The organism is Streptomyces goshikiensis (assembly GCF_014650555.1).
GTDB lineage: Bacteria > Actinomycetota > Actinomycetes > Streptomycetales > Streptomycetaceae > Streptomyces > Streptomyces goshikiensis.
In genome coordinates this window covers 113,854-135,180 of sequence record NZ_BMVE01000018.1, presented here as the reverse complement: position 1 = coordinate 135,180, position 21,327 = coordinate 113,854, and the positions used below count along the sequence as shown (strand labels likewise).

20 protein-coding genes and 1 pseudogene are annotated in these 21,327 nt (G+C 69.1%); 7 read left to right on the top strand and 14 right to left on the bottom strand.

Annotated elements, in window-relative coordinates:
* Positions 1 to 140: 140 nt before the first annotated feature.
* The 8 genes from IE248_RS33975 to IE248_RS33940 all read right to left on the bottom strand — a co-directional run bounded on the left by IE248_RS33975 (position 141) and on the right by IE248_RS33940 (position 9,164).
* The gene (locus IE248_RS33975) at positions 141 to 386 is read right to left on the bottom strand and encodes a hypothetical protein (RefSeq protein ID WP_073797225.1); all 246 of its coding nucleotides are present in this window, start codon (positions 384 to 386) and stop codon (positions 141 to 143) included.
* Positions 387 to 498: 112 nt separating this feature from the next.
* Complete coding sequence (locus tag IE248_RS33970; RefSeq protein WP_190032687.1) at positions 499 to 1,242, bottom strand: hypothetical protein; 744 nt, start codon at positions 1,240 to 1,242, stop codon at positions 499 to 501.
* Between the two features lie 1,251 nt (positions 1,243 to 2,493).
* Complete coding sequence (locus IE248_RS38495; RefSeq protein ID WP_308438203.1) at positions 2,494 to 2,985, bottom strand: hypothetical protein; 492 nt, start codon at positions 2,983 to 2,985, stop codon at positions 2,494 to 2,496.
* Positions 2,986 to 4,373: 1,388 nt separating this feature from the next.
* A complete protein-coding gene (locus tag IE248_RS33960; RefSeq protein ID WP_073798075.1) occupies positions 4,374 to 4,934 on the bottom strand; it encodes a GNAT family N-acetyltransferase in 561 nt (186 codons plus the stop codon).
* Positions 4,935 to 5,565: 631 nt separating this feature from the next.
* A complete protein-coding gene (locus IE248_RS33955) occupies positions 5,566 to 6,579 on the bottom strand; it encodes a ParB/RepB/Spo0J family partition protein (RefSeq protein WP_073776113.1) in 1,014 nt (337 codons plus the stop codon).
* Positions 6,576 to 7,721 carry a ParA family protein gene (locus tag IE248_RS33950; RefSeq protein WP_190032686.1) on the bottom strand — a complete coding sequence of 382 codons (1,146 nt, stop codon included), beginning with the start codon at positions 7,719 to 7,721 and terminating at the stop codon, positions 6,576 to 6,578. The genes IE248_RS33955 and IE248_RS33950 overlap by 4 nt, the downstream gene beginning before the upstream one ends.
* Positions 7,722 to 7,951: 230 nt before the next feature.
* On the bottom strand, positions 7,952 to 8,323 hold the full coding sequence (locus IE248_RS33945) for a DUF6193 family natural product biosynthesis protein (RefSeq protein WP_037793763.1): 372 nt from the start codon (positions 8,321 to 8,323) through the stop codon (positions 7,952 to 7,954).
* A 328-nt stretch (positions 8,324 to 8,651) separates the two neighbouring features.
* Positions 8,652 to 9,164, bottom strand: coding sequence for a hypothetical protein (locus tag IE248_RS33940; protein WP_190032685.1), 513 nt, complete (start codon positions 9,162 to 9,164; stop codon positions 8,652 to 8,654).
* Here IE248_RS33940 and IE248_RS33935 point away from each other — a divergent pair.
* Entirely contained in the window at positions 9,141 to 9,434 is a 294-nt protein-coding gene (locus tag IE248_RS33935; RefSeq protein WP_190032684.1) for a hypothetical protein, read from the top strand. The genes IE248_RS33940 and IE248_RS33935 overlap by 24 nt on opposite strands.
* 360 nt (positions 9,435 to 9,794) lie before the next feature.
* Here the strand turns inward: IE248_RS33935 and IE248_RS38325 are convergent, their stop codons facing one another.
* From IE248_RS38325 to IE248_RS33920, 3 genes and pseudogenes are all read right to left on the bottom strand, one after another.
* On the bottom strand, positions 9,795 to 10,964 hold the full coding sequence (locus IE248_RS38325) for a hypothetical protein (RefSeq protein ID WP_190032683.1): 1,170 nt from the start codon (positions 10,962 to 10,964) through the stop codon (positions 9,795 to 9,797).
* A 60-nt stretch (positions 10,965 to 11,024) separates the two neighbouring features.
* Complete coding sequence (locus IE248_RS33925) at positions 11,025 to 11,252, bottom strand: hypothetical protein (RefSeq protein WP_032755250.1); 228 nt, start codon at positions 11,250 to 11,252, stop codon at positions 11,025 to 11,027.
* Positions 11,253 to 11,461: 209 nt separating this feature from the next.
* Positions 11,462 to 11,587: pseudogene (locus IE248_RS33920) on the bottom strand (ATP-binding protein); the annotation flags it as partial.
* 332 nt (positions 11,588 to 11,919) lie between these two features.
* Here IE248_RS33920 and IE248_RS33915 point away from each other — a divergent pair.
* The 6 genes from IE248_RS33915 to IE248_RS33890 all read left to right on the top strand — a co-directional run bounded on the left by IE248_RS33915 (position 11,920) and on the right by IE248_RS33890 (position 17,070).
* Positions 11,920 to 12,288, top strand: a complete 369-nt coding sequence (locus IE248_RS33915) for a helix-turn-helix transcriptional regulator (RefSeq protein WP_229895721.1) — start codon at positions 11,920 to 11,922, stop codon at positions 12,286 to 12,288.
* A 955-nt stretch (positions 12,289 to 13,243) separates the two neighbouring features.
* Entirely contained in the window at positions 13,244 to 14,929 is a 1,686-nt protein-coding gene (locus IE248_RS33910; protein ID WP_190032682.1) for a hypothetical protein, read from the top strand.
* Positions 14,929 to 15,759 (top strand): DciA family protein, encoded by an 831-nt coding sequence (locus IE248_RS33905; protein WP_190032681.1) that lies wholly within the window; start codon positions 14,929 to 14,931, stop codon positions 15,757 to 15,759. The genes IE248_RS33910 and IE248_RS33905 overlap by 1 nt, the downstream gene beginning before the upstream one ends.
* Entirely contained in the window at positions 15,756 to 15,899 is a 144-nt protein-coding gene (locus IE248_RS33900; RefSeq protein WP_190032680.1) for a hypothetical protein, read from the top strand. The genes IE248_RS33905 and IE248_RS33900 overlap by 4 nt, the downstream gene beginning before the upstream one ends.
* Before the next feature lie 200 nt (positions 15,900 to 16,099).
* Positions 16,100 to 16,309, top strand: coding sequence for a hypothetical protein (locus tag IE248_RS33895; protein ID WP_190032679.1), 210 nt, complete (start codon positions 16,100 to 16,102; stop codon positions 16,307 to 16,309).
* A 164-nt stretch (positions 16,310 to 16,473) separates the two neighbouring features.
* On the top strand, positions 16,474 to 17,070 hold the full coding sequence (locus IE248_RS33890; protein ID WP_417810080.1) for a restriction endonuclease: 597 nt from the start codon (positions 16,474 to 16,476) through the stop codon (positions 17,068 to 17,070).
* Positions 17,071 to 17,184: 114 nt separating this feature from the next.
* On the opposite strand, the gene IE248_RS33885 is transcribed toward IE248_RS33890, so the two are convergent.
* The 3 genes from IE248_RS33885 to IE248_RS33875 all read right to left on the bottom strand — a co-directional run bounded on the left by IE248_RS33885 (position 17,185) and on the right by IE248_RS33875 (position 21,266).
* Positions 17,185 to 17,853, bottom strand: a complete 669-nt coding sequence (locus tag IE248_RS33885) for a hypothetical protein (protein WP_190032678.1) — start codon at positions 17,851 to 17,853, stop codon at positions 17,185 to 17,187.
* 690 nt (positions 17,854 to 18,543) lie between these two features.
* Positions 18,544 to 19,379, bottom strand: a protein-coding gene (locus IE248_RS33880) for an IS5 family transposase (protein ID WP_229895720.1) whose coding sequence is annotated in 2 segments (ribosomal slippage) — positions 18,544 to 19,016 and positions 19,016 to 19,379 — 837 coding nt in all. Because the reading frame shifts where the segments join, the coding sequence is not laid out codon by codon here.
* 561 nt (positions 19,380 to 19,940) lie between these two features.
* Positions 19,941 to 21,266: a hypothetical protein gene (locus IE248_RS33875; RefSeq protein WP_190032677.1), complete on the bottom strand. Its 1,326-nt coding sequence runs from the start codon at positions 21,264 to 21,266 to the stop codon at positions 19,941 to 19,943.
* Between the last annotated feature and the right edge of the window lie 61 nt (positions 21,267 to 21,327).

The window sequence follows — 21,327 nt, the reverse complement described above, 5'->3', positions numbered from 1 at the left end:
CGTGTACACCGGCCTGACCAGCAAAAACCAACCACTGCCTCATCAGGACATCGTCTGCGGCCTCATGGACAACCAGGCACGGCGTCGCAACTACGGGGCCGCCCCTGGGCGGCCCCGTCGCATCTCGCCTGGTCGCCGGGCTACCGGTTCGTGTGCTTGCGCCCCACACACCAGCTGGCAACAGCGGTCAGAACCACGGTTACCCCCCACTGGATGGCTCCGTCGTAGACAGAGCTGGCGAACATCTCGACCGTGCTGGTGAACGCCACGGGATCCGTTACATAGATCCCGGCGAGGAAGCCCACGGCCAGGAGCACAAGCGCCGTCGCCGCTCGCGAAGGCCCCTCCTCGCGTTCCGCGGTGCCATGCTGGATAATCGATCCCACTAGAACCTCCTACAGAGTGATCTGACATGTCAGTGATCTTGGACCGGTGGTTCCTCCGCCAGCCTCTGGACGCGCCCTAGACAAGCTCCCCAGAGGTCGGCGGAGTTCTTTATCAGGTGAAGAGGTCACGCTCCTTCTCAGCCATGAGTCGCTCGACCGCCTCTTCCAATGCGGCGACCCGCGCTTCAAGACTCGATCCCCTACGCCCTTGGGATATCAGCGGGATACGCGAGTCTGACCTCGCACGATCCGGTCCGGTTAGGGCTTCAAAGGTCGCTGCACCGACGTCGTGGGACTCCTGGAGCAACCTCGCGATGTTCGCTCGGTCCAGCGGGTCCTCTGAAGGGTCCCTGTCGACCTGACAGGCGTCACGCGCAAGGCTGGCAGCAATGCCCCAGTCCGGCGGATCGGAATGCATCGCCCGAAACTTGCGAATGAGCGTATGCCGTGCGGCCAGCTCGGTTTCCGACTTCTCGGCGACCGAGGCCGTGGCGTGCGACAGGCGGGACAGTTCGCGCTGCCGCTCCAGCAGCAGGTCGATCTCGGCGTACGCACCCTGAAGCTGCACGTCCACAACAGCGAACTGCTCCTCGGGAGCGCCGGGGTGCTCTTCTTCCCACGACCTGACCGCGTGGGCGTACCGATTGTGGACCGCAGCACGGGACAGGCCTCCATGTGCCTGCCCGATCGCCTCCCACGGAACACCGCGAATACGCTCCGCAATCACTGACAGCCGCTGCAGGTCCGCGGAGATCTCCGCCAGCCGGCGCGCGGTAGCAACGTACTCGCCAGCGGGCACACGGCCCGCCAGCCCCGCAGCGGCCGGGGGCGACGTCACTCTGTCAGAAGGGTTCATGACTCCATGATGATGACTTAACCGACACTCCGTCAAGCTTCATTTGACGATACGTACATGAAACATGACGCAACCGCTCAGGATCATGACACTGACCTGCGTCTATACCGAGAGCGCCCACGGGCCTCCAACGGAGAGTCCCAACCCGGTCAGAACAGACCTGGTGCACCAACAAGCAGAGAATCCAATCCAATTGGTGAAGAACCCGCGGCTTCTTCACGCGACAGGGCGCCCTCGACACAGCTCTCCGCAACCGACTCCGCCCCAACAAGCCTCAATCGCGGCCGACCCCGCACCGGCCGTTCACACCGCGTCGCGCTGTCCCCCTGCCCCCCATCAGGACAGCCTCTTCAGTCGCATGGACAACCGGGCGCGGCATAGCACCAACGATGTGGGTAGGGGCGACGCAGCCCGCGCCGATATGGCGTGCGCGGGTGAGGCCTGGTGCACAGAATCTGGGGCAGTACCGCCGTGCCGCCCCAACCTTCCTCGCGTGCAGACGACTATGCTTCGGCGGCTTGCCGCTGCCTGGCCCCCCGGCGAAGCGTGCCAAGGATCGTTCGGAGGGTCGTGCACCCGCGCTGCGGTCTCGGGCCCTGATCGTGCGGCCCGCCAGGCGACGAACACCGGATCGATCAAGGCCCAGCGGGCATCCGAAACGTCACTGCGATACGCACGCCGAGTACTCATACCCCAGGCAACAACCACCCGACGCGTGCAGTCACAAGAGCATCCCGAAACACCAACTACCTAGATCAGATGCCCTCTTACACGCGTACGCCGGCCCCGGGCCGACGTACACAACCCCGTGACGGACCACACCGCCCCGCGACCCCTGCGAGAGAGCGCCTCGCAGGCCCACCGGCCAGAACAGTGTCACCTACCACCCCCACCAACCCTCTCAGCCGCTACCTCGACCAGCCCACGCCTCCTCCTCTCCCCCGCCTCGTCCCCTCCTTCCCTTCTCCGTCTTCGCAACCGTCCTCACGTCCCCCCTTTCAAACCGCTCCGTTCCCTCAGCCGTTCTTCACTCCCCTACCCCCTCCCACCTATAAGTCTGGCTAGTCACCGGCTGCGTTTCAGGGTCTGACCAGGCACGATGCGGTAAGGACACGGAGACCGGCTCCCCCCATCTCTCCCCCCATCTCACCCCTGATCTCACCCCCCATCTCTCCCCCCTTCTTTCACCCCCGTGGTGCGCACGCGCACAGCCCAGCGACACCGCACCACGGCGGCCCGGGGCCGTCGCGCCTACTCGTATTGGTGTGGCCGCCCGCCCTGCCAGGCGATGACTTCGGAATCGCCGAGGACGAGCTCATCCGGGTCGGGGATCTCGATGCGCCGCAGGAACTCGATCAGATCCGCATCGGAGAACGCCACCCCCAGGACCGTGTCAACGCCACGGATCCGGATCACCACCCGCCGACCGCCAGCCGGGGAGATCCGTTGCACGAGGATCGGCGCATGCTCCATGCCCCCAGCGTGCAACGGGACGAGGCACGCGGCATCCGGGCGATCCGGTTCAGCCTGGCGCGCGCCTTCTCCGAGACCACGGGCAGGGAGCGGAGCTCGCCATCGTCGTCGACGGCGGTGAACGTACTCGTGCTCCCGCTCGGGAAGGCAGGCGGCAATCTGGTCGCTGCGCCAGGCGGTCGGGCCGATCAGCGCGTGCGGCACCCAGGAGAGCTCCATAACCGGTAGGCGCCCGGCGGTGACGATGCGCGGCTCGGCTGCGGCCGCCACCTTCACGCCTCGCAGACCCCGGACACGGTCTCGTTGCAGGCCGCAGCCGACGCTCCACCTCCTGTGGTCGCTGGCGTCCATCGCCCGGCACGGGACACCGGCTTCCGTGCGAAGAGCGGCCCATCAGCGGTACGTCCCGCCAGGCGGGAGCAGCGGCCCGACTCTCTTTCCCAGTGCCCGTCAGGCGGGAGGCGGCCCCGCGTCGGAAGCGAATGTCACCGCTCTCCGGGCCACGCACCGGTGACTCACCGGTTCGGTCACCACTCACCAGCCCTTACGCACCGGTGAGTCACCAATTCACTCACCACCCACAGAGCCGCACTCACCAATTCACTCACCGCCACCGGACGCCGAGCACGATCCAGCCCACCGGTGACCCGAGTTCACCGCACACGCCCTTCCGTACCCCGCCCTCCGGCCCGCGCCGGAGGGCTTCGTGCTACCTGGAGGAGACCAGCATGCCAACCTTCGAGACACTCCCCCGCTTCACCACCGACCTCCAGCACCTCACCCCCGCCCCACGCCGGCGCTTCCGCCGGGTCGTCCTGGGCGCTTTCGTGCCCGACCTACGCTCAGCCGGCTGCCAGTTCCGCCCCGGGTTACGGGTCAAGCGCGTCCAGCGGGCATCCGGCATCTACGAGCTCACCTGGTCCATGGGCTGCTGCCCCCAGGACGCGCAACCTGGGAATACGGGCCCGCGCGCCGACCCGGCACGCAGCACATCATCTGGCGCCGCATCGGCACCCACGACATCCTCACCGGCCCCTGACCGGCTTCGAGGTGCGGCCTGAATGCCTTCCCGGAACTCACGCCGAGCTCGCAGCCAGCTCACACCGGCCCGGCCGCGCAGTCTTCGGCTGGTCCACCAGACGACTTTCGCTCCCCCCGATCTGGAGGATTTCCGTGGCCATCAGCATGCCCGCGTGCGCCGTCCCGGCCGTCGGTGTCGCCTCCCGCACCGGTACCGACGGAACGAACGCCGACGCCGCCCACGCCTTTCACGCATCGAACGGGGCGGTCGGCGCCGCCGTCATCGACGGGATCGGCCACTCCGAACAGCCTCGGACAGCCGACGCACCTCCGGGGCAGTGGTCGCAGGCAGTCACGCGGATGTGGGGACGGTACGAGTCAGGCGGCATTCGCCGGCTTCGCGAGGGGACTGAACCGCTACACGCAGCGAAGCCGAAAGGGGCCGACGGTGCCTCCGCCGCCGGGACACCATCGGCGGGGCCGTGACGCCCTCGGCGGTTCTACCTCCTCACGCGCCGGTAGCCCAGGCAACGACTGCCTCCTGTTACAGGAGACAGCACTCGCAGCGGCGGCGGTCTCCCTGAGTGGCTGCATGCCTGTTCGGAGCGGAACGGGAACCCCCGCCGCGCGGCGGGCTTCTACTGGTGCTGCTCCCACTTGGCTCGGGTGAGTTCGTACTCAACTTCGCCGTGCTCGGAGCCTTCGATCGCCTCCGGCCAGTCCCCGGTGAAGTTGCGGAGAAACGACAGGCCCGCCTTCTCCATCACACGCCGGGACGCCGCGTTGACCGTCATGGTGTTCGCGGTCACCCGCTGTACCCCGAGAGCCATGAAGCCCTTACGGATCAGGGCCCGTGACCCCTCGGTGGCGTAGCCGCTGCCCCAGGCGGCCTTGTGCAGCCGGTAGCCGAGTTCCGCCACGGCGGAGTTGTGGTCGTCCAGGGGGCGGAATTCGAACCAGCCCAGGAAGAGGCCGGAGTCCTTCTCCTCTGCGGCCCAGTAGCCGCGAGTGCCGAAGCACGGGTAGTCGTGGAGGAGCCTGGGCAGGGTCTGTTCCTGGATCACCTCGCGGCTTGTGGGCCGACCGCCGTTGATGAAGCGCATGACGTCGGGGTCGTTGTCCAGTGCGAGCAAGTGGGCCGCGTCTGCACCGGTGAACGCGCGGAGCGCGAGGCGATCGGTCTCCAGGAAAGTGTTCATGCCGCGATCTTCATCACCGGCAGCTGCGCCCGCCACCGGGTATTCGCAGTAGGCGAGCGAGGGAGCGGTTGTTCATGCCGTGAAGGCCTCTGGGCGCTCGACGAGGTGACCTGAAGGAGTCCAGCGTGCCCGCCTCCGAGACCTGTCCCTGCTTCGCCGCCGACTACCAGCAGCTCACTCCCACCCAGCGCCGGCGGCGACATCGAGCACACGGCCCTCTGCGCCGAAGCCGGTCCCCACCACCAGCTTCGCTAACGCCCGCACCCACACCTGGCCAGGGCACTCCAGCCCCGACCGCATGCTGATCCTGCGCACCCAACCGGCCCCACCCCGTCACACCCGCCGCCGATCGCGTGAACCCGTGATCCTGGGAGGCAACTTCCGTCGCGCCACCGCGGTGGTGTGGCCGTAGCTCGAACTGCACCCTTGCTCGGGCTGGCGCGCCGCTCCTCAGGTGGGAAGTGAGGGAAAGACGTGCATGCCCGCCGGGCGTCACTCTCACGGTGCGCCTTAGGCCAACACCAGGTCTATCCCACATACACGGCTGGGGTGCTAACGGCGTTAGCACCCCAGCCATGGGAGAGCCCGCGCAGTGGGATCACTGCGCGGGCTCATGCCGTTTCCGTTTTGGTTAGTCGCTGCCTTGGGCGGCCAGAAGACGTTCCAGGAGTACCTCTCGCTGTGAGGCTGACATCTTCTCGAAGACGAGGTCGGCGACCTTGTTGCCGTCGTCCCACGGCGACTGGGCCTGCGGACTGGCGGGCTGGAGGGCACGTGGTACATCGGAGGCGGCGCTGCTGGCGTCGGATGTAGGTGGCAGGATCCGCGCAGGCGTGGATACCTGCTCGGGTACGTCGACGCCGGTATCCGTAGGCGGGGTGCTAACGGCGTTAGCACCCTTGGCGGTCTGGGCTCGCTTGCGCTCCTTGGTCTGAGCCCGCTTCTCCAAGGCCTCCTGGACAGCTTCCTTTTGCTGCTGCGCGGGTAGCTGTCCGACGTTCCGCGCGATCTCCACGGGAAGGCTGCGGTCCTCGACGGCTGCCTGAAGCTCGGGGGTCAGTTTCAGCAGGGCGATGCGCTGGGTCACCCAGGGGCTGGACTTGCCCAGGGCGCGCGCAACGGCGCGCTGGGATCCGTGTACCTCGACGAGACGTGCAAGGGCCTTCGCCTCGTCCAGCGGGTCCAGGCTCTCGTGTTGAACGGCTGCGGTGAGGGCTGTTTCCAGGAGGATGTCGGCGCTCTCGGCGAGGGAATCGTCCACGTGCACCGGCACGTCGTCCAGGCCTGCGAGGCGCGCGGCGGCTAGCCGTCTGTTGCCGTCCACGACGACGAACGCGGCGCGTCCCAGTTCCGACTGGCCAGGGTGGGCGTCGAGGAAGGCCAGCCTGGTGACGACGGTGAGGGGCTGGATGATTCCGCGCGAGGCCACGCTGTCCGCGAGTTCGTCGATGGACCGAAGCTCTACACGGGGGTTGAAGGGATTGTGTGCCAGCCCTTCCACGGGCATGCGGAGCGTCTCTTGTCGGCCTGCGGCCGGCTCGGTTTCCTGCCCCGAGAACCTGGCGAAGCTGGCAGCGCGGCTGCTCATCGGCTGTGCGACCGCGTCGAAGGTGGGGGAGTCCCCCAGCATGTCTGCCTTGCTCATGCGAGCTTCACCCCTCGGGCGATCTGCCTCATCTGGTGTGACTGCTCACAGTCGGGGGCGTAGTCCAGCAGGGCCTGCTGCTTGCGGACTGCTTCGCGCTGTTCCTTGACGTCTGGGATGACAGCGAGGACGGGGGGAGTGCCGAGGCTCTTCCACTTGTCCAGGGAGGAAGTGGCGATGTAGCCGCGCCGGCTGTCGAACTTGTTGACGACGAGGCCGAGCTGCTCAATGGCGATGTCGAAGTCCCTGGAGAGGGAGTCGATCTGCTGGATCAGCATCCCGTACGCCTGGGCGGAGGTGTCTTCGGCTTCCACGGGGATGATGAGGCCAGAGGCGCCGGGCTTCTCGTCGTCGCGCTGGCGCCCGTAGGTGAGGGCGGCGTCCATGGCGAGACCGAGGCTGGGCGGGGAATCCAGGACGATGGCGTCGAAGTCGTCTTCGAGGGGGGCGAGGGCCCGCTCGAGGGCGGCCTGGCGCGGTCCTCGAAAGACGGTGAGGCCGGAGTCGAGGAGGAAGGCGTCGAACGCGGCGGGCAGGATGCGCAGTCGGCCACCGAAGCGATCGCCGTCTATGGCAACGGTCAGGTCCAGCAGCGGCTGCTTGGCCTGGTCGCGGTGGAGCATGTGCGTGATGAGGCTTTCCTCACCGGCGGGGATCGCAGTGAGTCCGAGCTGGTGGGTGAGGTGGCCCTGGGGGTCGTAGTCAACCAGGAGGACTCGCAGGCCGCCTTCGGCAAGTGCTTGGGCGAGGCCGGCGGATACAGCCGTCTTGCCGACGCCGCCCTTCTGGTTGCAGACAATGAAGCGGCGGGTGACCTGCTGGGCTTCGGCCGGGTTGTCGTGCAGCCAGAGCGCGACGGCCTGCGCGAGGCCCTGGATGTAGGAGACACCGCGGTCGCGGCAGTCGGCCTTGAAGTCCTCGTAGAGGCCTTCGGGCAGGTAGGTCCCGAAGGAGTCGGCCTTGGCGGTGTTGACGGTGGGGAGCTCGTCGGTGCAGGCACGCCAGGCCTGGATGCCGGCGGCTACGGCGTCCTGCATGTCGGTCTGGAGCTGTGCTGCACGGATCTTGAGGGCCTGCTGGAGGTGAGCGGGCATTTTGGAGACGAGCTTCTCCCGCTCCTCTCCCGGGTTCGGAGATGACATGGACGGCAGCATACTGCCGCAGGCGGCGAATCACGTGATCCAATAGGCGCGTTTTGCCGATTTCCTACGGCAGTTCCTGCCTGGGGTGCTAACGGCGTTAGCACCCCAGGCGGTGCTAACGCCGTTAGCACCGCCTCCACGCACTTGGTGAAGTCGGCCCGGGTGACCCGTCTCATCGAAGCTTGATCAGTCTCATCGAAGTTTGACCGGCCCTGCAGCTGAGCAGCGGCTCAGCCGACAGGGCTGTCCGGCTGGGGCCAAGGCCCTTCGAAGGCCGGCCCACAGCCCTCGGGCAGATGGGCCACCACCAACGCGGCCGCCTCCTGCGGCGTAAGCGACTCGCCCAGCATGCCGCCCACGCGCAGCGGCGCGTAGACGATGCACGATTGCGCGTCGCCCACGATGTACGGCAGGTCGTTGCTCCACGGGAAATGCGTGTTCCGGTGAAAGCTGAGCGCCCCATGGCTCGGGAACGGGTACAGGGCCCGCAGCCGAGGTTCGGCGTAGGCGGCCGCTATGACCGCAGGCTCCCCCCGCCGCGCCTCAGGATGCCGCTCCAGTATTCCGCGCCAGGTCTTCTCGACGACCGTCTCATCAGCCATCTCGTGATCATGACGTCCGGGCTTGGCCACGACAACCCGCTCTGCCCCGGCGGTCAAACTTCGATGAGACTGATCAAGCTTCGATGAGACGGGTCACCGGGAAAACGGGCCGGTCGAGAGACCGGAACCGCGCCCCGGGCCGACTTCACCAAAGGCCCGTACCCCGTGCTGGGATTGGGTGGCGGATATCTACCCGGTAAACGTACGCACACCTCGAAGTAGCCCGCGGCTGCGGCCCCGACTCGACGCCAGAACCCTCCTGGAACCCAAAAAAGCCCTGCCCCCAGCTGTGCCGGGGACAGGGCTTTGGTGGTGGAGCGCTGTGAGGTCAGAGTGCCCAGGTCGCGGACACCGACCCACTGTCGGGGCTGGCGCTCATCCCCGCGAGAGCGTCGGCCAGGAGCGCAGCGACGTCGACGTCGTACGGGTCGGCGTAGTTGTCGTGGTCGCTGACGTTGAACGGGACGTCCCTCGCTGTGACGGTGCAACCGGGGATAACGGCGGCCGCTTGGCCCGCGAGTTCGGTGTTGAGGCGGTCGGCGTCGCGGGAGGCGAGCCAGGTCTGGGTATAGGGCCCCAGGCGCAGCAGCGTGTGACCGGTGCCGTCGGTGCGGCGGGCTTCGACGTGGACGCCGTAGTGGGCGGGTTCCAGGCCGACGTCGTCGGGGAGGGGCAGGTTCGCGGCGGCGTGGGTGAGCATCGCGTAGGCCGGCTGCCAGGCGCCGAGGATCGCAGCCGTCTCGCAGCGCAGCCAGCCGCGGTCGGTGTAGCCGAGCTGGCGGCCGTGGAAGTATGCGGCCGCGTGTGGGGTGTCGGGGTGGACCAGGGCGACGGCGATCATGTCGGGTCCGCGGTCGTCGCCGGGCCGGGTGTGTGGGCCCGTTCGACGCACGGGCCGACGCGCACGACGATGTCCCGTGCGCTGCCGGGCGCCACCGACCGCGACATCACCGAGCTGCAACAGGAACTCGTCCAGCTGCAAGCAGACGCCGCGGACCCACTGGCGCCCCAGCCGCGTCGGGATCGGGCTGCCGCCCAGGCCGCTCAGCACCTGAGCATCATCGAGCGCCACCGCGACAGTGCGACGGAAGACGGAAGGGGCAACGCATGAAGAATCGACGCGTTCGAGACCGGGAAGCCGAGCGGGCAGCGTTGCGGAGTGCCGCAAACCGTCTCCTTGCCGGCACCCCACTGCGGTCGGAAACCGGGCGGCTCACGGCCACCGAGCACGCCCGGGAGCAACTTGAACAGTCAGGGACCGTCACCCGTCTTCCCGCCGCACGTCGGCGGAACCGGTCCGGATGGGGTCCGCTCCGGGAGGGCTGGCACGTGTTCCGGCCTCGGGGAACATCTGTACAGCGGGGTCGCCGCAGCCCAGGTGGTATGCCCGGCCAACACCCTCCCATAAGCCTATGGTGGCTTCGCCGTAGCGGTGCGTCGGGTCCGGAAGGCGGCGCGCGGCGGGGCTGTCCTACTCGGTCGGCAGACGGAGCATCGGTTCGAAGGTCGCGTCCTCCTCGCCCTCGACCGAAGGGAGGAAGCCGTCCGGGACGGTGCGGGCGGCCGTGGTGAGGAGGCGGGCCAGAACCTCGGGTTCGGTGGCCGGGGGGAGGCGGAGGGCGGCGAGGAGGCGGTCGCGGACCTCGGGGTGGTCCGGGTTGTCCTCAAGGTAGTCGGCGTTGAGCGCGGGGGGACGGAAGCCGGCCAGGGCGTCGTGCCAGGAGGGGAGGACGATGGCCAGGGTCAGGGCCTCGGCGAGGGACTCCGCGATGAGGGAAGCCTGGCCCTCGGAGTCGGTGTAGAGGACGGGGCGGACGCGGTCGGAGCCGGCCGGGCCGCAGAGGTAGTGGGTGCCTCCCGCGTTGCAGCCGGCCACGGGCTCCACCGGGAGACCGGCGGGCAGGGCGATCGACTCGATGGGGTCGGTCCGCGTGAGGTCGAACTCGCCGTCGCAGGCGAGGTACGCCTCGATTTCGGGGTCGGCGGCGATCCGGCGGAGCAGGGCCTCGTCGGAGAGGGCAGCCGGGTTGAGGCCGCGGGCGGCTTCGGGGGTCAGGGGGTGGCCCGCGAGGACGTGGCGGACGGTGTCGAGGGGGACGGGCCGCCCGTAGTCCTCCTCGAAGTGCGCCTGGACGGCCTCGGGGGAGCGGTCGGTGAGGAGGCGGAAGAGGTGCCCGGAGCCGTCCGGGTCCGGGCTGCCCGTGGGGAACTCGATGCCCGAGCCGGTGCGCCAGGCGCTGCCGCCGGTCTCCCACCACAGGCAGGCGGTGACCCGCGGGGCGCCGAGGCCCTCGTCGACGAAGGCCGGGTCGTCCAGGAGCGGGCGCAGCGCGGCGGGCACCTCGTCGATGACACCGGGCCAGACCTGTTCGTCGTCCGTGGCGTACGAGCTCATCTCCGACTCGTGGTCGAAGCCGCGGACGAGCACACCGGCCGGGGTGAAGAGGACGGAGAAGTCGTCACCCGAGCCGTTGTCCATCAGGGCCGCCTCCGTCCCAGGCCCCCAGGTGGTGGAGAAGGAGTAGCGGGAGAACCGCGGGTCGCGGCAGATCGCCTGGTCCAGCACGGCCAGCGCGCGCAGGTGCGCGCGGAGCTCGGCGGGGTCCGGGAGGAGAGCGGCGGTCGCGTGCACGGTGTCCATGGGCTCATGTAAGCAGCCGCCACTGACATCCACGGCGGCGGTTCGGTCACACCCGCTCTCTCACTCAGGGAACGAAAAGCCCAGCTCACGCAGGCGGGGCAAGCACACTGCGAGGCATTGCTCCACAGACGCGGCATCGGTTCGCACAAGGACGTCCTCGCGCAACGGCGCTCCACTGGCGACGAAGGTCCAAGGCTTGCCCCTCTCTGCCATCCGCTCAGCGTCGGCCTTGAACAGCACCGTTACGCCCTGTTCAGCCAGTGCTTCCATAATCGCGACGACGTCCACCGGCACTCTCCCCTCCCGAAGCGCTTCGAACGCGCCATCGGACGAACATACTCACTCCGGGCCGGACCCTGGACACAGCCCGCATGACCCAAAGTGACCGACCGGGGCGCTCTGAGCTGGAATACGCGACACCTCAACACGCGAGCTCACCAGTCCCGAGGTTGTGCAGGACGGCCAATTCACCTCAACACGCTGAACTTGACAGAGAAGTCGTCGCTCACCTTCTCGCGCAGCGCGTCGAGGAAGAGGACCTGCGAGGCGGGCCAGGTCCTGGCGAGTGTCGACTTGCATGCTCCGCTGGCCCCGATCAAGACGACCAGGCAGCTGTCCGGCATGTACGGGAAGGTCGAGGACGACATGGAGCTCCTTGGGCTTGGGTGCGGACGGGAGGCGCGTGCGAGACAGGCGGGTCACCGGGTGGTCGCGCTGGTGGTGGCGATGAGCGCGGCGACGGTCTCGCAGCCATGGTGAAAGGCGCCGTCGAGGTGGAACGCGCCGTTGATGCCGTGCGAGTCGAGGCGGTAGAAGCCGCCCTTGCCGGTCTTGTCGGCGAGCTTCTCCAGCAGCCCCTTGCCCGGGACGCGGCGGTCGGCGGCGTAGTGGGTGCCGAACGAGACCGCGAGCGCGGCGGCGGCCGCAGCGGGGTGAACCCGGGGAAGGGTGGGGAGTGGTCGGTATCTCGCGCGGCAACACGCTCGTTCTCGGTACCGAAGATCGCCGGAGCCATGTATGTTTTCAGGAATGGTTCTCGATGGTGGAGGTTTCGATGTCCGATCCGCTGAGGCGAATTGACGCCCTGGTGGAGGAAGACACCCTCCCCACGCCCCAGGTCCGACAGCAGCTTCGTCTCGCCGCTGGCCTCACCCAGACCGAAGTCGCCGACGCCATCGGCGTCAAGCGTCTCGCGGTCGCGCAGTGGGAGGCTGGGCGCGCCCAGCCTCACCGCGGGAACCGTCGCGCGTACGCGCATCTCCTACGGAAGCTGGCCGCGAAGCATCCGGACGCCGCTGCTGAAGGGGCGTCCGATGAGGGATGACTTCATGGCCCCGGCCGTTTCCGGGGTCGCCGACTCCACCTTCGGTATCGAGGGGGTCGGGATGACCTAACGGCCATCGGCCGCGCGCGCCAAGAAGCGGACTAACCTCCCGCTGGCCTCGCGCGGCCCGTCTTGCTCAGGTTTCCAGTTGGAGCTGGTCCTGAGCTGCGGCTTATCAGGCCGCTCATTGCATTCGGCCCCTTATCAGGGCCACACCACCGGGCCACTTACCACGGCCACCACAGCTGTAGCAGTACCTCCGCCTTACCCGCGGGCCCCCACCACAGGGGCTTCGCGGTTCAGCAGTACCGGGAGGGGCGGAGAAATCTCCCCCACCCGATCAGTGTCTGCCCCGCTTCTCACGAAGGGGGGCTTACCCGTCACATCCACACATCCGGTCGTCCAGCCCCGAGGGGCGCGGTCGTCCAGCCCATATGGAGAGCAGGTCGTCTCTCATAGTGCACGACGTGATGTCCCCTTGTCAGCCTGACCCTGTCCGTTTCACCCCGGTTCAGGCGCGGCGACCTTCCCGCGTGACGGGATCGACATACGGTTCATGCCCCCTTTTCCGGTTCGTACCGGAAGTCGTTCCCGCACGAAGCTGCAAGAGCGCCGGGGCGTCGGGCGTGGTCGCGGCATCTGCCGCCTCGCTCATGCACCCTGTCTCGGAGGTCGGCGACGACTCCTTCGACGGTGGTGTCGTTCCGCGTGGCGGGATGAATTCCAAGATTGTTGCCCGCCGTGCGGGAGCGCCGGGGGTGATCGGGGCTCGCCGGGCTCTGTCCACAGGCTGCCTGCGCAAGGCTGCCGAGATGATCTCTATCTGCTCCATCCGGGCGGGCCGGTGAGCTCTGTGGCGGCGCCGGCCGCCGTGATGATCCCCGCTCCTCGCTCGTCCATGTCTGCTGCCGTGGCCGCGTCGGTGCCGGTACGTCGGCAGCGGGTGAAGGTACCAATGCGGCTGGTGTCCTCGCCGTTGTACGCGGATGTCGCACTGTCGGTGTACGTGAAGGTGAAGGCGCTCGCGTCGCGGCCGGAGGGCTGCCAGGCGCGGACGGAGACGATCGCGTCGTACCTGGGGCTGTCGGGCTCTTCGGTGGAGCGGGGGATGAAGCAGCTGCGTCGTCCGGGCCCGGACGGTGTGGTGGAGCTGTTCACGCAGCGGCGGACGCTGCCGGGCGGGGCGGGGCAGTCGGCGGTGCGCACGGTGCGGTCGATGTCGCGGATGGAGGCGTTCGTGTGGCTGCCGGTGGCGGCCGCGGAGAACCTGACGCCGCGGCAGCTGCGAGTGTTCGCGCTGGTGGCGTACGCGCAGGCGCGGGGGATCGCGCTGACGGAGGCGGAGATCGCTTCCTGCCTGCTGCACCACTCGGGTGAGAAGGCCGGCCAGGCGCTGTCGGTGACGGCGGCGTCGGCTGTGGTGGACGAGGTGGAGGCGGCGCGCTGGATTACGGTGCAGCGGCGGTTGGGGGCGCGGGGCCGGAACGTGTACATCGCGCACGACCTTGCTCCGGAGGCCCGCGCGGATACCCCGGCTGACGTATGCGGGGCTGCTGCGGGCGTCGCTGAGACGGCTGTGGACAGCGGTTCTGAGGGGCCGGCCAGTTCCCAAGTTGGTGAGGGATCGGGTTCCCCGGTTGGTGAGGGATCCCTCGTGAATAGGGAATCACCTAGGACTGACTCACCTGATGACGGGCGCGCACCCATCTCACCCGCCGTAGGCGAGGTACAGGTGGTGGAGGCCGCTGAGGCTGTGGAAAACCCGACTGCCGCAGAGGCACCTTCGGAAGGCGAGGGTGGTGTCGCGCTGCGCGCGGGTGAGGTCAGCCAGCCCTGCTCGAAGCGGGACGGCGAAAAGCGCAGCAGCAAGGGTGGGGGATCGTTCCGGTCGTCGTACACCGGACCGCGGCTGGCCCTGAGCGCGGAAATCTATACCGTGCTGGAGCCGGTCCACGTGCTGCTGGAACAGATCACCAGCGACTTCGTCGTCCGGAAGATCGCCCGTGAGGTGGGCAGGCAGCTGCGTGAGGGCACTGCCGCCGACCGTCTTCAGCACCGGCTGACGGCTCGTCTGGCCAAGGTGGCGCTGTCGGAGATCCGTGACCCGGGCCGGTGGCTGCTCGGGGTGGCCCTGCCCCGCTGGAGTTGCGGCCACCAGGACTGCGAGGCCGGGATCATCTGGCGGACCGGGGCGGCCTGCGAGCTGTGTGCCGAAACCGTTCAGGACCGGTTCGCCGCCCGCCAGCGCGAGCAGCGCCTGGAGCAGGGCTTGTGCGTCTGGCACGGCACCCGGCCCGGTCCGTCCGGGCACTGCGCCGACTGCGAGTTGGAGGCCGCCATCCAGCACCCGGCGAGGTTCCCGATGGCCCGGGAGCCCGAAGGTCCGCAGCGCTCCTCGTGCGGCGGCTGTGGATGCTTGATCTTCCTGACCGGCAGGGCCGTTGACACCGGCCTGTGCAGGCTCTGTCGCGAGGAGACCGACGCCCTGGCCTCCGTCGAGCCCGCTGCTCCAGCCGCGCAGTCGGGGCCTCAACCCTGCTCCGCCTACGACGGTGCAGGGCCCTGTCCCCGCAGGGCTCTGCCGACCCGCAGCGTCTGCCTCACCCACCGCTCCCGGGAGCTCGCCGGGGTGGTGGCGTGATGGGCCTGCCCCCTCAGCCCAGCGGCGTGGACCTGGCCCGCGTCGCGCTGCGAGCCGCACGTGAGGCCGCCAAGAAGAACGGCGCCCGCACGGCGAAGAGCAAGCCGCAGCCGGCCCGGACGCTCCGGCGCGACGGCCGCGCGCCCATGGGCCTCGGCGAGGCGCTCACCGCGCTCATGGCCGAACACGGCTGGAACCTCCCGACGGCCGGCGCCGACCTGTGCGAACGGTGGACGGCCCTCGCCCCCGACCTCGCCGACCACGTCGCAGCGGTCCGCTACGACGCCGAGCGCGGGGAGCTGACGCTGCGCCCGGATTCCACGACCTGGGCGACGAAGGCCCGACTGGAGGCGTCACGGATCATCGCCGACGCCAACCGGTCCACGCGCACCGACGGGGTCCGTACCGTCCGCGTGCTGTCACCCGGCCCTCTGTCCGCGCCCAGCACGGCCGCGGACCCGGACGCGGTGGGAACCCCGGTCCAGGAGGGGCCGGTGCGTACTCGGGAGACAGCAGCAACCGGCTACCACCGCGCACTCGCAGCCCACCAGCAGGCTCACACGCGGCGGCAGCCGGACCCGGCCATCGCGGCGGCAGTGGAGCGCCAGAACCAGGCCCTTCGGGACGCCAGCCGCCGCGCGTTCCCGGAACCGGAGGAGGCCTGCAACGATCAGCCGGCACTGATCGATGCACCCCTCGCTCAGCGGCGCCGTGACGCCGAAGCCGTCCGGCGGAGCGCCCTGCACCGGGCCCGAGCCGAGAGGACGGGACTCGCCCAGCTGCCCGTCCGGATCCCGACCGGCGCTCACCCGTTGGGGCAGACCGGATGAGCAGCCCGGCCGTGAAGAAGGGTGCCAGGGGGATCGAGAGCGTTGCAATGATGCTGTGTGAGGCCAAGGCACACGAGGCCGCCGAGAAACAGCTCGCCGACACCCTGCTCAAGACCTACCAGGAGCCCGGACACCAGTAGTTCTCCCCGAGACAGACCCAGCAGCTATCTCGCTGGGCGTCACCTGTTCTTCGAACGTCTGGCCTGCCCATTCCGGCCAGCACATCGCATTGGCGCCATTCCCCGGCAACCAGGCCACAGGGCCTGTGCCCTCCCGCTACACAGGATGCCGGGGGCTGCTGTCCGTTGCCCCGGAACAGTTTCGACAGGGGGCAGGGCCGTTGCTGACGATCAACGTGGCGGTGCTGCTGGCGATCATCGTGCTATTCCGGCTGCGGCGGCGCACCGAGGCCCGGAGCCGGTTCGACGAGAAGATGACCGTGGTCATCGTCCTGGCCCTGGGCATCATGCTCGCTCCCACCGATGTCGGCCAGGGCATCGCAGGATTCCTTGGCCAACTCTTCAACGGCGTCTCCAAGGCCAGTCAGTGACCGCGCCCGGCCGCCCCCTCCTTCCCGGCGGGCAACACACCGCGTGTACCAGCACCGGCGGCGTCCCACGGCCGGGGAGGGTCCGGTGAGCGGGCCGGCGGCCCCGGCGGCGGAAGAATCAGCACCTGGAGCAGCTGGCCCTGGCCGTAGCCGGAGCGGCGGTCGTGCTCAGCCTGGCGGCCTCCGCGCTGCGGTGGCTGGCCGCTCACACGGGGACCGTGGCGGCGATCATGCTGATGGCCGCCGCCGGGACCGGGGCGTGGGTGTGGCAGCGCAGGGAGAACGCGCGGCGGGAGCAGGTCCGCGCGAGCGGGCTGCGCTACGCCCTCGGACAGCTTGACGGTCTCCATTACCGGGCGTTCGAGTTCGCGGTGCGGGACCTAATGCGCCGCGACGGCTGCAGGGACGCCCGGCAGGTCGGCGGCTGCGGCGACAACGGTGCCAACGTCAAGGCCACCGACCCTTATGGCCGGCGCTGGGTAATTCAGTGCAAACACAGGCGCAACGGCCTCGCCGGGTCCGCCGTGGGCACACCGGACCTCCAAGTCCTCAACGGCACGGCCCGCCAAGTCCACGGGGCCGACATCGCGGTGATCGTGACCAACGGCCGGGTGACCGCGCCGGCCGTGGCCTTCGCAAGGCAACAGCGCCTTCACGTGATCGACCGCCACACCCTCGGAGAGTGGGCGTCCGGCTCACGCCCTCTGTGGGAGCTCCTCCGGTCCGTCCCCCCGCCCCGCAGGCCGACCGCCCTGTCCTGAGCGGCCAACCGCAGGTCACGAAGCCGTCCGGTCGCTTCTACGACGCGCCAGGGAGGACCGGCGTGCGGGAGCAGCGCCCGCTGGTGAGAGCGGCGTGACGCGACCGGAGGAGGTTCAGGGGCGGTGGGCAAGGACGTCGTCGATGCGCGACGCGGCGGCGACCCAAGCCGCGGCGGCGGGCGCTATGAAGCCGAGCACGGTCTGGATGTCGTCACGGCGGGCTTCGAGCGGCAGGTGCCAGATGCCTTCGTGGTGGGCGATGCGGTTGCGGAACTTGTGCAGTCGCCTGACCGGGTCCTCCACCGTGGTCAGGGCCCGGTTGGGAGCGTGGGGGAAGGCACCCGCAAGGTCGGGCCAGAGGGTGGTCTTGTACTGGCGGGCCAGCAGGAAGCGCCAGAACCCGAAGCTCAGCTCCGCGATGATCTTTCCGCGCGGGGTGGCCGTGCCGCCCCGGCCTGCACGCTGCTGCGCCTGGACGATGTCGGCGTGGGCCTTGCCGCTGAGCGGGACGGCCGTGTCGGCGTACCATTCCGCGGGGCGGCCCCTGCGCTGCTGGCGGGCCACGAGCCGGGCGTCGACGGCGTTGCGCAGCATGATCTCCAGGTGTCCCAGCGGTTCGAAGAAAGCCGCTGCGAGATCGCTGTTCCACCGGTAGAGCGCGAGCGCGGCGCCGGCATCACCGGCGCAGACGCCCAGATAGGGGTTCAGCCTGTCGGGGGTGATCAGCTCGATGACGGCCTGGTCGGCGGTCGGCTTAATGAGGGTGAGCGGCGTGCTGTGCATGGTGGGGTCATCTTAGGTACACTGGGCGACGAAGACCCTGGAATCGTCCCTGGTAGCCCCCTAACGAGGGCAGGCCATACCCCCAGGGTTCAGACTTTGAGGGCCCCATCAATTGGTGGGGCCCTTAGTTTTTGTTGCTGTACCTCGGGCGCTGTCCTCCAGGGATGCGGCGCCGCCCGTTTCGGTGATCTCCGGCTTGGCAGCGGCGGTGTGGCCGACGCCAGACAGATTCCACCGCTTCCGGCTTGCCCGTGTCCACAAGATCGCGTCCCGTGCCCTTGGTCGGCAACATCGCGGCGCTGCGGGCCCCCATTTTGGAGAACCCTGTGATGAGGGGACGGCGGATGGCGGGATCCGGTGCGCGGGGGATCGCGGTCATGTCCGATGGGCAGGAACTGCGGGGGTCGGGGTCACCGTCTGGGGGGCACGGGCGGGATGCCGCCCGGATCCTGTCGAGCACCGGGTGTGGCTGGGCGCCGCACGTGCGTCCCCCTGAGGGCGGTGACTACAGCAGGGTTCCGACCCGGCCGGCCAGCACGTCCGGCCGTCGTCGGCGGCTGGCATGCGTGGCCGGTGCAGTAGCTGCCCCACCGGCCCGGCCACCCCGGCGCGACCCTGATCCACGTCATCGGATGCCAGCCTGGCGGAACACCCCTGGACCTCGACCGGACCTCGACGCCCTTAGAACTGCTATCGGAATGACTTCAGGCGTCGCCAGCAGATGAGTGAGCAGGCGAGGCTGAGGAAGGCTTCGTGGATGTCGTCGCGTACTTCCCAGCGGATCCGCAGGCGGCGGAACCAGTGGAGGTGGGCGAAGGTCCGTTCGACGACCCAGCGGTCGGTGCCGAGGCCGGAGCCGTGCGGGACACCGCGTCGGGCGATGACAGGCTTGACGCCCAGGGCCCAGGCGAGGCGCCGGTACTTGTCGTGGTCGTAGCCTAGGTCACCGACCACCGTGTCGGGCCGCTGGCGCGGTCGGCCGCGCTTGCCACGGACCGGCGGGACGGCCTGGAGGAGCGGGATGAACTGCGTGACATCGTTGCGGTTCCCACCCGTGAGAGTGGCGGCAAGCGGAATGCCGGTGGCGTCGGTGATCAGGTGGTGCTTGCTGCCGTTCCTGCCCCGGTCAACGGGGCTCCGTCCGGTTTTGAAGCCCCCTTTAACGCGCGTATGTGGGAACCGTCGACCACAGCCCGCGAGAAGTCCAGAGCGTCGGCCCCGCGGAGCCGGGCCAGAAGGGTCTCGTGCAGCCGCGGCCACACGCCGGCATCGGTCCACTCCGCCAGACGTCGCCAGCAGGTCATGCCCGAACCGAACCCCAGCTCCTGCGGGAGGTGTTCCCACGCGATACCGGTGTGCAGGACGAACAAGATGCCCTGGAATACCAGCCTGTCCGGGTGACGCCTCCGACCAGGATGACGAGTACGTCGCTCCACCCTCGGCAGGAGCGGTTCGATCACCGCCCAGAGTTCATCGTCCACTTCCCACGGCTTCCGCCGAGCCACCCGCACCCCCCAGATCCACATCCTCAGAGCCATCCAACCAGCACGAAGATCATTTCGTTAGGGGTTGTTAAGCAGCCCGCGCCATCACCTGCCGCGAATGCAACGCCGCCTCCTGCCTTCCCAGACGCCCGATCCGGCAGGCGCCACTGCCGGGCGGGGAGTGCGGGCCTCGGCATCCCCACGGATGCCGAGGCCCGGATGCGGTCCGGCTGTACCCAGAGCGCGGGAAACCGGTCCTGGCCCACGCACCCATACCGGCGCGAACTGATCATGAACCTAGCGGGGCCAGTGCCTCGCTGTATCCCAAAGGTGAAACCAGAGTCGACGGCGGTTCCTGACGGCCAGACGGCGCCGATCAACGTGGCCGGTACCAAACACAGAGATGGGCGCGGAAGCCAGAAGAACACGCCGATGCAGCGACGGACCCCGTCTCACAAGGAGTTGGCCAGGACTGCAGCCAGTTTCCGCGCATGCATCGGCGCCGCCGCGCTGCGCCGGGCCCGCGCTACACGGGCGGGACGGCTGGTGCCGGCCGCCGCTCCCGTCCTGCGCCAGGTCGGATGAACGCTTTCGGGGCATCCTCTACGCTCCCCAGCCGTTCTGCCTCCCAGTCTCGCCGGCCTGGTCGTCGCCGTCGGTGGCCTGGTCGGGAGTGACGCGGTCGTCGAGAGTAATGGTGACGCGCTCGCCCTCGCCGAGGCTGAGGCGGGTCAGACGCTGGTTGATCCGGTCGTAGACCGTCGCGGCGAGTTCGTGGTCGCCGCTGTTGTCGGACGGAGCGCTGGTGATGGCGTGCAGGCTGATCAGCAAGGCGATCAGGGAGCGGCCGGACAGCGGGGCGAAGATGCCTTCGCCGGGTTCCTCGGTGACGCGGGGCGGGACGCGGAAGTGGGGGTGGCCGGCGGTACGGGCTGTGATGAACTCCCAGGTGTCGCGGTGGCAGTACAGGTCGGCGGAGGAGATCCGGGCCGCGGACCGCAGCAGGGCGGTGTGCTCCTTAGCCACCGGTACCGGCTCGGAGGTTTCGGCGGTGCCGGCCTGGAGTTGGTCGACGACCATACGCAGTTCGGCAAGCTCCTGCGTCAGGGCGGTCAAGCCGGCGCGGGCCTCCTCCAGCGCGGTGACGAGTTCTTCCCTGACCTGGTGGGCGACCTCGCGGACCGTCTCGCGCAGCTGCTCGGCGACGGCGCCGTCCCGCTGCTTGTCGGTAGTGAGCTGCTCGACGAGGGGAGCGAGCTCCTGGGCAAAGACCTCGCGCACGGCTTGACGCACGGACTCCTGCGACCGCGTCGGATCCTCCGTCTCCGGCGCGGTCTCGGTTGCCGGGTCCGCCCCGGCCGGGCCGTCGCCCAGCTCCTGCGCCCCGGCCGCGGGGACGGTCTGCGACCCGGTTTCCTGCCCATCGCCGGTCCCCGGCCCGGACGTGGGCGCAGGTACGGAGTAGGAGCCGAGGGTGGGGTCTTCTTGGTCGGAGCGGCGTTGGGCGGGGATCGCCGGCTGAAGGGGCGTGATCGGCCCGTCGGGGCCGGTGAAGGCGGCGGGAGCACCGGGTGCGGCGGGAGGAGTCGGGGTGAGGGCGTTGAGGTGGTTGAGGTGGTTGAGGGTGGTGCGCAGCTCGGTCAGCTCGGCGCGCAGCAGGCCGGTGACCTCCTCGGTCTTGCTGGTGAAGAGGTCGCCGGAGGCGGGCTTGAGGGTCCTGTTGACCTCTTTGCGCAGCTGGTTGACCTCGTCGAAGACTCGGGTGAGCCCGTCCGTGACGGCCCGGGAGGTCGCCTCCTGAGCGGTGCGACCGGAGCCGTCGACCTTCTCGAAGCTCTCGGTGAGGGCGTCCCGCAGGCTCTGGTCCCCGTGCAGGACAGCAGTGTGCAGCATGGACACCATCTCGGCGATGTCCGGCTTCCGGGCCATCTCTCCCCCAAATGTTGCTTTAAGTAGTTGATCGCTTCCGCTGCGTATAGTGCCCGAGAGG